Below are 11984 nucleotides of genomic sequence, written 5' to 3' on the forward strand. Positions count from 1 at the left end.
TTTACTTTGGCACAGACAAATCTTTAGAATATAAAGGATGGACATAGATGAAAATTAGAGTTGTCATTCCTTGTTTTAATGAAGGGGAAGTCATTACACAAACACATCAACAATTAACTGAGATACTTGCACGAGATAGTCATGTAAAAGGTTATGATTATAATATGCTTTTTATAGATGATGGAAGCACTGATACTACAATTGATCAAATGCAACATCTGGCGTCTATAGATAGTCATGTTTGTTTCATTTCTTTTAGTAGAAATTTTGGGAAAGAAGCGGCTATGATAGCAGGATATCAACATAGTACGGATTTTGATGCTGTCATAATGATTGATTGTGATTTGCAACATCCACCTGAATATATTCCTAAAATGGTTGAAGGTTTTATGGAAGGTTATGATCAAGTAGTAGCAAAGCGTGATCGTAATGGCGAAAATTTAAGTCGTAAAACATTGAGCCATGTATATTATAAGTTAGTCAATTGCTTTGTTGAGGAAGTGAAATTTGATGATGGTGTTGGCGATTTTAGGCTTTTGAGTCAAAGAGCTGTTAAATCTATTGCCTCACTTGAAGAATATAATCGATTTTCTAAAGGGTTATTTGAATGGATTGGTTATAATACCAAGGTATTTACGTATCAAAATGTTGAAAGACAAAAAGGTGAGTCTAAATGGTCATTTAAAAAATTATTTAATTATGGCATTGATGGCTTAATTTCATTTAACAGTAAACCGCTCAGAATGATGATTTATTTAGGTTTGTTCATTTTTTCAATAAGCTTACTATATATCATTTATTTGTTTGTAAATATTTTAATTTCAGGTGTTAATATTCCTGGGTATTTTTCAACTATTGCCCCCATTTTATTATTAGGTGGAATACAGTTAATTTCAATAGGTGTCATTGGAGAATATATTGGTAGAATTTATTATGAAGTTAAAGCACGACCAAAATATATTATTCAAGCTACAAATTTATCTTTTGCAGAAGATAATAAGAAAGAAATACAAAAGATTTATTCTAAAAAGGCATAAAAAAGAAGCTCTTAAATGGGAGCTTCTTTTTAGTCTTTGCATTTTCATTTATAAAAATAAATCGAATTATGACGTAATGTCTAATTTGTGTAATGTTACAGTCATCGTAGTTCCTACATCTATATCACTGTTTACACTAATCTTTGCATTATTTTGTTGCGCAAGTTCATTAGCAATATATAAACCTAATCCAGAACCGCCCGTCTTAGTATTACGTGAATTTTCAACTCTAAATGTACGTTCAAATATACGGTCTTGTAGTTCTGGTAAAATACCAATGCCTTCATCACTAATTGCAATGTCAATGGTATCTTGTTCTTTATTCTCGCTAATATTAATGTCGATGCGACTACCAACATTTGAAAATTTCAAAGCATTATCAAGTAAATTTGTTAATATACGCTCAAGTGGGGTACGATATTGATAAAATGCATCAATTTCACTACAGAAATTTACTTCTAATGTGCGATTTTCATGTTTCATTCGCTGTTCATATGGTTGTAATATCGATACAAGTAATTGGTCTAGTTGTATTAATTCTGGGGGATACGTTTTACCTGTATTTAAAGTGATAATATGAGTCATATCGTCGAATAACGTTGATAAGCGGTTGGCTTGTTTAATCAAAATGTCATATGACTCTTTAATTTCATGATCTTTTGTGATAATACCATCACGTAAACCTTCAGAGTATGAAATGATACTGGCTAAAGGTGTTTTTAAATCATGGGCTAAATTTTGAATCAGTTCTGTTTTTTCTTGTTGTTCGGATTTAATTTGATTCATTTGTTGCGTAATTTCAGAAGCCATTTTATTAAAAGATTGATTTAATTCATAAATCTCTTTTGGTGAATTAAACGTTTTATCATTGCTTGCGTAATTTCCATTAGCAAATTGCTTTGTTTTAATATTAAACTGCTTAATTTTTTGAATAAGCGGGTTAATAAAAATACTACATATTAACAAAGTTAAACAGCTTGTAATGATTGTCGTTAAGGTCAAAGTTAGTGTCATATGGCCATTAAACCACATTAAAATGTATGCAATTGCTAAAATAGTTGAAGTTAATAGTATACTCGATACGACGCCAATAATGATTTGACTTCTAATTGATAACACCATTATCGGCTCCTTTCAAATTTATATCCTAATCCCCATACAGTTGTGATGGTATAAGTTGTAAAGTTTTCCTTTTCTAATTTTTCTCTTATGCGATGAATATGCACATTTACGGTATTTGCATCTTCGTAATAATCATAACCCCATACTTTTTCAAGTAATTCTGATTTTGAAATTACTTCATTTTCTCTTGAAGCTAAATACCACAATAATTCAAATTCTTTAATACGCATTGAGACTTCGTGACCATTAACAGTCACCACTTTGCTTAAGTTAACAAGCGTAAGTTCATCAAATGCCAGTTGTTCAACTGGTTGATGATGATATTTTTTCATGCGTGTAAGTAAGTTATTTACACGTAAAACAAGTTCTCTTGGACTAAACGGTTTTTTGACATAGTCATCTGCACCAAGAGTCAATGCATAAATGGTGTCGTGTTCTTGTGTTTTGGCAGTTAAATAGATAAATGGTATATCTAATTTTTGCCTTTTCATTTCTTTGACAATGTCGTAACCATTAACTTCTGGCATCATGATGTCTAGCACCATAATATCAATGTCATTTGATAATAAAGAAATAGCTTCTTTACCGCTAGTTGTTGTTGTTACTTTGTATCCTTCATATTCAAAATAGGTTTGACAAATGTCTACAATGTCTTGTTCATCATCCACGATCAGTAAGTGGGTCATCTATTTTTTCACCTCTGTTCTTACGACCTCTAAAGTAATTAATGATTTCTTTAAGTGAAATCTGTTTTAACAATGAATGGCTCATTAATAAAAGGATAAAGAAAGTTAATTGAAGAGGGTACGTAAATATCATATCTGCTAAGATATAATTTATCATAACAAAGGCTCCAAAGAAACTAGCAGTATATGCAAATACTCCAAAAATTAAACCTAAACCAATTGCAAGTTCTCCAATAGGAACAATAATATCAAATAATGACGTCGTATGCGCAACTACATTTGCGAAAAACCATTTATACCATTCAGGTGAATCAGTATTGTTTGCAATTACTGGTACTAAGCCTTTTAGCGTGAAACCGCCTGTTAATTTTTCATAACCTTGCATTAACATGACAATACCAGAACCAACACGAATGATAAATGTAACGAGTAGCAATAATTTATTCATGATGTTCACATTCTTTCTATTTTTTGTGTTAATAATTTATATAAACATAAGATTGAGCAACATAGGCTAAATTGTAGTGTCATGTGAACATGAAGTGGTTGAGCTCATGGTTGTTATAAGCCAATTAAACCTCAAGCTCTAAAAAGTGTGCCTTCTGTGCTATAAATTCTTATGGGATTGAATTATTTTGTATATATGTTAAAAAAGGAAAGTATGATTTCTACGAGCTAGGGGGGCTGTGAAATCATACGCTTTCCGTTGAGTAATGTGTGTAATGTATATTTTAAAAGTTAGTAATGTAATAGTATGATGTTATGATTTTAATAAAATGTGTAACTCAGAAATTGATTATTTTAATTTAGCGCCACCAAAGATAACGTGTGCTTTTTTACAATAAATTGTAACTTCATCGTATTTACTTAAATCAACATTTTTAAGATCAAATGTTTGTTTTTCTTTATCGTAGTCTACCATTGCGATTTCTTTACCATTTTTTATGTCGCCATTTTTAGTTAGGTAAACGTATAAATCAGGACCTTTAGATGATTTGTAGTTAGTAAGCATTAATTTACCATTTTTAATTTCAGCTTTACCTTCAACAGTTTCACCATTTTTAGAACTAAATGTACCTGTTAGGTGTTTTGTTTTATCAGTTTTAACGTTGCTGTCTTCTGATTTTGTCTTTTGTTCAGTTTTATTACCTTGATCCTGTGAATTAGAATTACCACAAGCGCCTAAAGTTAATACAGCTGCAACAGCGCCAACTGCTAAAAAATATTTTGTATTCATGCTAACTCCTCATTTCTTCAATTTGATAAGTTAAGTTTAAAATGAAGGCAAATAATATGCCATTAACTAATTCTTAACTTCGTTTAAATATCGCTTAACTAATATTGAAGAAAGAATAATTTGAAAATGTAAATATTTGTCTGATTTAAATAAATGGGTTGTTGGAAAGATGATAGGTATAAATCAACTTAAAATAGAAAATAAAAAACACTACTGATTCAGCATTAAATCAGTAGTGTTTTTTAGCGTTTTAATTTAAAATTTGTACACCTTTTGCCATAACAAGAATAATAAGAAAATTATATAAACGATTAAATATAAGTACCAATATGGCGTTAAGACCATCATAACGATAAATGATATGTTAATGATAATAAGTCCTTTAATCATTAGTCGTTTAATTTTTTTATTATTTTCAGCATCATTATCTAAATTATTGAAAGTTGCAGTAAACAACATGATACCACCGACAATGAAAATGGCAGGGGCTAAAAACGGTATAGACATATATATAGATTGTGTACTTGAGAAGTCTGTGACACGTTGTGTTAAGCTGACAACAATCGTTAATATAATGGCAATAAATTTTTGATCTGTAATATATACAGGTTTTAATTTTTTATCGATATAAATCTGTAGTATCGTCCAAATGATAAACATAGTTATAGTACATATTGTAATGAAATTATATTTATCAATAATGAATGTATTTATAATGGCATTGACTGTGATAGACAACAACATAGCACTTAATGATAATTGTTGCATTCGATGCCGATATAAATTAAATCCAGTAATAAGTATGACGATAGCAATATTAATTAATATATATACAATCATGATGGACTCCTGTTCGTTATACTTCAATCAACTATTATATCAATTAATATTTTGTTATTCATTAGATACGACTTATAAAAAGAAAAATCAGCTAATATTTATACACCTTTTTTATTGCTCCATAGTAAAGTGTGTAACTGTGGCAACACATAAACATGATTCATATCACTACTTTGCATAACTAAATCTACTAATTGTTCGTAGCGTTCTAATAATTTAGCAGTATGATTATCGACACTTTCAGACAAGTAAGGATTACCAACTTGTAAATAAAAGGGGATATCAGGGTAACGATGATGAATCATTTTTGCGAATTCATAATCATTATCATCAAATACAACCACTTTTAAATTCAATGAAGATGGTACGCATTGTTTGATAACTTCATCTAATTTAATTAAATCAGGTGTCATTGAAGAACTTGGCGGTTTTGGACTTATCGTTAAATCATCAATTTGAGTCATCCAAGGTTGAAATTTACTTCCTTGTGTTTCTAATGCACTATAAATACCTTTATCTTGAAATAAATCAACTAATTCTTGAATACCTTTAATTAATGCTGGATTGCCGCCAGAAATAGTGACATGGTTAAATTGTTCGCCACCGATACGCCTTAATTCATCATATATTTCTTCTGCGGTCATAAGTTTTATATCGCCTTTTGCACTACCGTCCCATGTGAATGCTGAATCGCACCAGCTACAACGATAATCACAGCCAGCAGTTCTTACAAACATCGTTTTCCTACCAATTACACGACCTTCGCCTTGTATTGTTGGGCCAAATATTTCAAGTACAGGAATCTTTGCCATGGATTACACCTGCTCCTTTGGTCTATATACAACATAACTAGTAGGTGTTTCTCTTACAAACACTTGAATACATTTAGGTTGATGCTCAAGTATATCTAAATTTTCTTTTACAATTTGATAAATCGTTTCAGCAACAATTTCTGTTGAAGGTATTTTATTTTTAAAAGCTGGTAAGTTATTTAATAATTGATGATCAAATTTACCATGTATCATCTTCTTTAAATGACTAAAGTTTACTAAAAAACCTGTATCATCAAGTTTATCACCAACAATTGTCAAATTAACAAAGTAAGTATGGCCGTGAACATTTTGACAAATACCAGCTTCTTCACATGGAATGTGATGCGCCGCCGAAAAATTGAAGTCTTTGTTTAATTCGAACTGGTATGGATGAGTTGTACTTGGATATATTTGTTGTAACATTTTAAAGCACTCCTTTACTTTCAAGATATTGATTTAATCCACGTTGACGTAATTGACATGCTGGACATTCACCACAGCCATCACCAACGATACCGTTGTAACAAGTTAATGTATTGGTACGGATATAATCTAAAACACCAAGCTCGTCACTTAACTGCCAAGTCTCTGCTTTGTTTAACCACATTAATGGGGTATGAATGACAAAATCTTTATCCATAGCTAAACTTAAAGTCACGTTCATTGATTTTATAAAACTATCACGACAATCTGGGTAACCTGAAAAATCAGTTTCGCAAACACCAGTAATAATATGTTTTGCACCAATTTGATATGCAAGGGCGCCTGCAAATGATAAGAAAAGTAAATTTCTTGCTGGTACAAAAGTATTAGGTATGCCATCTTCGTTGTTAGTGATTTCCATATCATGTTGAGTTAAGGCGTTAGGAGTGAGTTGAGATAATAATGACATATCTAAAACGTGATGTTTCATTCCTTGTTCATTTGCAATTTGTTTTGCTACTTCAATTTCAGTATCATGTCTTTGTCCGTAATTGAATGTCACGAGCTCTACATCTTTAAAATGCTTTTTTGCATAAAATAGACATGTAGTACTGTCTTGACCACCACTAAAGACAACGATTGCTTTTTCATTATTTAATACGCTTTCCATTATTATAATCGCTCCTATCATTTGTAAAATTAATAGAGAGGTTAATGACGTTGATAAGCTTCTTTTTAATTAATAAAATAAAAAAAGCCTATCTCCATAAAAGATAGACGAAAGAAATGGGTTGCTCATATAATATAATTTATAAGGCATACCAACAGAAGTTTGAAATTTCAGTGTCTAGTTTTTTATAGAGGGTTTCAGCTAGGAACCTCTGATATTAATTTATGTACGAAGATTAGAATAAACCATATAGTAGTTAAAATCAAGGTCAGTAAAGTGACAATGCTACTAATGTTGAAGATACAAGAATAATATATTACAAATAAATAACATAATTAGAACGGGAGTTTAATATGATTCTAGTCATAGATAACAATGATTCATTTACATATAACTTAATAGACTATATTAAGATACAAACAAAATTACCGGTTGAGGTTATAGGTATTGATTCACTTGTGATTGAACAGGTGATTAATTTATCGCCACAAGCTATCGTCATTTCACCTGGACCTGGTAAACCAGATGACTATCCTTTACTTTATAAAGTAATAAAATATTTTCATAAACAGATTCCAATTTTAGGTGTGTGTCTAGGCTTTCAATGTATCGTTTCATTTTTTGGAGGAAGAATAATACATAGCCATCGACCTGTACATGGGCATACAACACAATTGCAACATTTAGGCGTCGGTATTTTTGAAGATATTCCACAAAATTTTAATGTTATGCGTTATCATTCATTAATTGCTGAGCAACAATCGTTCCCAAAATGTTTAACTATAACTGCCACAAATGATGAGAACATCATTATGGGGTTAGAACATCAATCATACCCAATGTATGGTGTGCAATATCATCCCGAGTCTATATTGAGTGAATATGGTTATAAGCAAATTGAATTATTTTTAGCAAAGGTGTGTGAAAATAATGAAAATAGAATTTAATTATCGCTATTATTTAAATGAGCATGATTATGAGCAACATCATATTCAAATGAATGAATTAGTTGCTAAAAATATAGCTACAAATATAAATGAAGTTGGTAGGGTAATTCAATTTGCTGAAGCACAACAACAGCAAGGTAATTATGTTGCGTTATATTTAAGTTACGAAGCATCGAAGTATTTTAATCCTTCAATGGCAACTCATTTTCAAGAGTTAGACAATATAATTGCGGCGGCATATAGTTTTGGAAAAATTAAAAAATTGGATTCAAATAACAAGCAAAATGAAACGTATGAATCCAATCATCAATTTTCGTTTACCGAGACATCTGAAAATATGATAGCTAATATAAAACGTGTCCAACAAGCAATCGTAGAAGGTGAAACATATCAAGTAAACTATACAACTCGATTAATAGATGAAATATATTATCCAATCACGACTTTATATAATCAGTTAACACAATTTGGTAACGGAAATTACACCGTATTGTTAGATACCGATGAAGTTCAAGTAGCATCAATTTCACCAGAATTATTTTTTCAAAAAGGGAATTTTCAAGGTACGGAGAATATCATTATTAGTAAACCAATGAAAGGTACAATGCCCCGTGGAAATTCAGATGCAGAGGACCAATTTAATTATGAAACTTTAAAATTATCTGCAAAAGATCGTGCAGAAAATGTAATGATTGTTGATTTATTGCGCAATGATATAGGTAGAATATCAAGAAGCGGGACAATTAATGTATATAAACCTTTTTTTATAGAGACGTATAATACAGTATTTCAAATGACGACTATGGTAGGCGGAACTTTATTACCGAATACCGATTTATTAAAAATTTTAACAGCACTATTTCCATGTGGCTCGATTACAGGTGCACCTAAACTCAATACAATGAAGTACATTAAACAATTAGAAAGCTCACCTCGTGGTATTTATTGTGGTGCAATTGGATTATTACTACCTAATAATGATCAAAAGATGATTTTCAATATTCCAATTCGTACCATCGAATATATAAATGGACAAGCGGTTTATGGGGTTGGAGCTGGTATAACGATTGACTCTAATCCATTGGATGAAGTTAAAGAATTTTATGCAAAGACTAAGATTTTGGAGATGTTATGATGCAATTATTTGAAACAATGAAAATTGATAACGGTCAGATTTCAAGAGTTAAATATCATACAAAGCGTTTAAAACTTTCCGCTCAACGATTGAACTTTCAATTCAATGAGCAACTATGGCATAAACTTATCGATGAAATGGCATTTAAATATCGTACAGGGGAATATAGATTGAAAGTCATTTTGAATGCTGAAGGTGATTTTGAAACGATAGTTGCACCATTACCGAAGAAAAATGTATTTACATCTAAGATACAAACACTCCCAGATTCGGTTAATCCCATTTTTTTAAATAACAAAACGACAGAACGTAAGCATTTAGATCATCAGCATGAAACAGATTTAGTATTACTAACATCTACTAACGGTAAAGTACTTGAATTCGATATTGGAAATATAGTAATTGAAGAAAATGGTAAATGGTACACGCCCATATATGATGGAGATTTCTTGAAAGGGTGTATGCGGACTTATTTAATAGACCAAAACAAGCTAACTGAGAAAGACTTTGATAAAAATGAATTAATTGTTAAATATCGTAATGGTGAGATTCGTTTATTTCTCATAAATAGTTTGCGAGAGGTTGCCGTAGTACACCTTTGCCTTTAAAATTAAAGAGATAATAATGTAGAAATTAAATTGAAAGCTAAAATAATGTTAAATGGGGACCAATATGATCATTGTTTATATCGTACTGTTGTTAATTTTAGTTGTTGCAAATCATCGCATTGTAAATCGATTGCTTACTGAAAATAGAACATACTTTGTTCGTCTAGTAGCAACGATTACGACTTTTATTAGTTTTGTACTAGTCTATGCTTTGATACGTGAAATTATGCCATATGTTGTTAGGATGATGGATTTACTGTATCATCAGTAAGTCATGTATAAAGTTCGATTAAAACGTTAATGAGTTTTTTATTAAAATAGAAATAACGTAAATATACCAATGTGTATAAATTTTGAAGAGGTGTACATATGAAAATATATAGTCAAGGTGACCAAGCTATCGTTGTAGCAATTGAAAAAGAAGTATCTAAAAGTTTAACAGAAGATTTACTAACATTACGATCATATTTAGTTGAACAAAATTATCCATTTATTATAGAAATTGTACCTTCTGAATCAGATATGATGATTGTTTATGATGCAAGAGATATGATTAAACATCATAATATCCAGTCACCTTTTCTATATATGAAAGCGTTGATAGAATCTATTCATTTAAATATAAAACATGAATTTAAGCAACAAGAATCGATAGAAATACCTATTGTTTATGGATCAAATTATGGACCTGATTTAGAAGCGCTATTAAAACACTACAAACTGAAATTAGAATCATTTATAGAGCTACATTCCAAATCACAATATTTTGTTTCAATGATGGGATATTCACCTGGTTTCCCTTATTTAACTGGCTTAAATAAAAAATTATATGTTAATCATACGAGTAATGAGAAAAAATTTATCCCTGCTGGTTCGGTTGTCTTAGAAGGTAAAAAGTGTGGGATTGTGACTACTGATACGTTTAACGATTGGCTAGTCATTGGTTATACACCAATATCTCTTTTTAATCCGAATGAAAAAAATTTCGCGCGATTAAAATTAGGCGATAATATTAAATTCAAACCAATTAATAAGGATGAATTAGAACTGGGAGCGTATAAAGATGGCAATTATAATTGAAAAAAGTGGCTTATTCAGTAGCTTTCAAGACTTTGGTAGAAGAGGATATGAGCATGACGGTGTAATTCCGTGTGGTGCACTTGATACTTTAGCACATGAAATTGCTAATCGATTAGTCGCTAATGATAAAAATGAAGCAACATTAGAAATGACGAATAAGATGGCGACGATTCGTTTTACGGAACCTACACTTATAGCATTGGCTGGTGGGCATGTTAAAGCCTACACAGATAAAATGACAATAGTGCCTTATAAATTATACTTAATTGATAAAGGGGACGTACTAAGATTTAAAGAAACAAGTCATACTTCTCGCGTTTATCTTGCAGTTGGTGGCGGATTCGAATTAGATGAATGGCTTGGTTCAAATTCTACAGATTTTAATGTGAAAATCGGTGGTTTTCATGGCAGGAAATTACAAGATGGCGATGAAATCAAACTGAAACGATCATATACATCTCGTCATCATAAACTATTCGAAAACCTTCAACACACTAAACAAACTGATTGGGGTATTGATGGATACGCGCTATCATTTAATTATATGTCTGATGTCTTTCATGTTATTAAAAATAAAGGTACTGAAGACTTTAAAGAAGATGCAATACAACGTTTTGTTAAACATGATTATAAAGTGACGAGCAAAGCGAATAGAATGGGTATGATGTTAGAAGGTGAAAAGATTAAAGCTTTTTACGAAGACATGCCTCCATATCAAACGGTAAAAAAAGGGACTATACAAATAAAGCGTGACGGTACACCAATCATCTTATTGAATGACCATTATACATTAGGTAGCTATCCGCAATTAGGTACAATAGCAAGCTACCATTTAACAAAATTAGCGCAAAAACCACAAGGTTCAAGATTGAAATTTCAATTTATAGATATTTTAACGGCTGAAAAAAATCTTGTGAAATATAGTAATTGGTTAAATCAACTATTCCACGGTATAGAATATAGAATGCAGTTAGAAATGTTGAAGTAAGTCAATTGAGAAAGCTCATACTAGAGTCTGATGATTCAAAAAGTCTCCTGCTGTATAATAAAAAAATACTGTGTTTTGATTTCAAAATACATTAATATTTTTCTTGTTTTGCAGAAAATGATAAAGATAAAGTGTGTTTTTACTTGAATTTTGACTAAAATTACTCTATATTAATTAATTGAGCTATACTTATTATTACAATTTGATTACAAAGTTTAACTTTGTTAATTGAATGATAAATATAAACATAAAAATTCACACGATTAATAAAGTATTGTAGCAATCAATTATCGGTTAACAATCGGGTTGATGTTACAAGCAATTGAATTTTTAAAACTTAAATCTGAAAGTAAATACTTTAATTATGACAATGTTAACTTTTAAACACGCTGATTATAT

Annotated in this window: 15 protein-coding genes; 7 read left to right on the top strand and 8 right to left on the bottom strand. The window is 30.6% G+C overall.

The window, feature by feature from the left end:
- Window positions 1–47: 47 nt before the first annotated feature.
- Entirely contained in the window at window positions 48–1037 is a 990-nt protein-coding gene (locus tag ML436_03600; GenBank protein ID UMT78826.1) for a glycosyltransferase family 2 protein, read from the top strand.
- Between the two features lie 66 nt (window positions 1038–1103).
- Here the strand turns inward: ML436_03600 and saeS are convergent, their stop codons facing one another.
- From saeS to queC, 8 genes are all read right to left on the bottom strand, one after another.
- Window positions 1104–2159 (bottom strand): two-component system sensor histidine kinase SaeS, encoded by a 1056-nt coding sequence (gene saeS, locus ML436_03605; GenBank protein UMT78827.1) that lies wholly within the window; start codon window positions 2157–2159, stop codon window positions 1104–1106.
- Window positions 2159–2845, bottom strand: coding sequence for a response regulator transcription factor SaeR (gene saeR / locus ML436_03610; GenBank protein UMT78828.1), 687 nt, complete (start codon window positions 2843–2845; stop codon window positions 2159–2161). The genes saeS and saeR overlap by 1 nt, the downstream gene beginning before the upstream one ends.
- A complete protein-coding gene (locus ML436_03615; GenBank protein UMT78829.1) occupies window positions 2820–3293 on the bottom strand; it encodes a DoxX family protein in 474 nt (157 codons plus the stop codon). Before ML436_03615 ends, saeR begins: the two co-directional genes overlap by 26 nt.
- Before the next feature lie 348 nt (window positions 3294–3641).
- A complete protein-coding gene (locus ML436_03620; GenBank protein UMT78830.1) occupies window positions 3642–4082 on the bottom strand; it encodes a DM13 domain-containing protein in 441 nt (146 codons plus the stop codon).
- 255 nt (window positions 4083–4337) lie between these two features.
- Entirely contained in the window at window positions 4338–4922 is a 585-nt protein-coding gene (locus ML436_03625) for a hypothetical protein (protein ID UMT78831.1), read from the bottom strand.
- Window positions 4923–5020: 98 nt separating this feature from the next.
- A complete protein-coding gene (gene queE, locus ML436_03630; protein ID UMT78832.1) occupies window positions 5021–5734 on the bottom strand; it encodes a 7-carboxy-7-deazaguanine synthase QueE in 714 nt (237 codons plus the stop codon).
- 3 nt (window positions 5735–5737) lie between these two features.
- Window positions 5738–6157, bottom strand: a complete 420-nt coding sequence (gene queD, locus ML436_03635; GenBank protein UMT78833.1) for a 6-carboxytetrahydropterin synthase QueD — start codon at window positions 6155–6157, stop codon at window positions 5738–5740.
- A gap of 1 nt (window position 6158) precedes the next feature.
- Window positions 6159–6827: a 7-cyano-7-deazaguanine synthase QueC gene (gene queC, locus ML436_03640; protein ID UMT78834.1), complete on the bottom strand. Its 669-nt coding sequence runs from the start codon at window positions 6825–6827 to the stop codon at window positions 6159–6161.
- A gap of 353 nt (window positions 6828–7180) precedes the next feature.
- Here queC and ML436_03645 point away from each other — a divergent pair, with 353 nt between their 5' ends.
- The 6 genes from ML436_03645 (at window position 7181) to ML436_03670 (ending at window position 11585) form a co-directional block, all read left to right on the top strand.
- Entirely contained in the window at window positions 7181–7774 is a 594-nt protein-coding gene (locus tag ML436_03645; GenBank protein UMT78835.1) for an aminodeoxychorismate/anthranilate synthase component II, read from the top strand.
- A complete protein-coding gene (locus tag ML436_03650; protein ID UMT78836.1) occupies window positions 7758–8909 on the top strand; it encodes an anthranilate synthase component I family protein in 1152 nt (383 codons plus the stop codon). The genes ML436_03645 and ML436_03650 overlap by 17 nt, the downstream gene beginning before the upstream one ends.
- Window positions 8909–9517: an aminotransferase class IV gene (locus ML436_03655; GenBank protein ID UMT78837.1), complete on the top strand. Its 609-nt coding sequence runs from the start codon at window positions 8909–8911 to the stop codon at window positions 9515–9517. Before ML436_03650 ends, ML436_03655 begins: the two co-directional genes overlap by 1 nt.
- A 64-nt stretch (window positions 9518–9581) precedes the next feature.
- Window positions 9582–9788: a hypothetical protein gene (locus tag ML436_03660; GenBank protein ID UMT78838.1), complete on the top strand. Its 207-nt coding sequence runs from the start codon at window positions 9582–9584 to the stop codon at window positions 9786–9788.
- A gap of 98 nt (window positions 9789–9886) precedes the next feature.
- Window positions 9887–10597, top strand: coding sequence for an allophanate hydrolase subunit 1 (locus tag ML436_03665; protein ID UMT78839.1), 711 nt, complete (start codon window positions 9887–9889; stop codon window positions 10595–10597).
- On the top strand, window positions 10581–11585 hold the full coding sequence (locus ML436_03670) for a biotin-dependent carboxyltransferase family protein (protein UMT78840.1): 1005 nt from the start codon (window positions 10581–10583) through the stop codon (window positions 11583–11585). Before ML436_03665 ends, ML436_03670 begins: the two co-directional genes overlap by 17 nt.
- The last annotated feature ends 399 nt before the right edge of the window (window positions 11586–11984 follow it).

The sequence above is a fragment of the Staphylococcus roterodami genome (assembly GCA_022493055.1).
Classification (GTDB): domain Bacteria; phylum Bacillota; class Bacilli; order Staphylococcales; family Staphylococcaceae; genus Staphylococcus; species Staphylococcus singaporensis.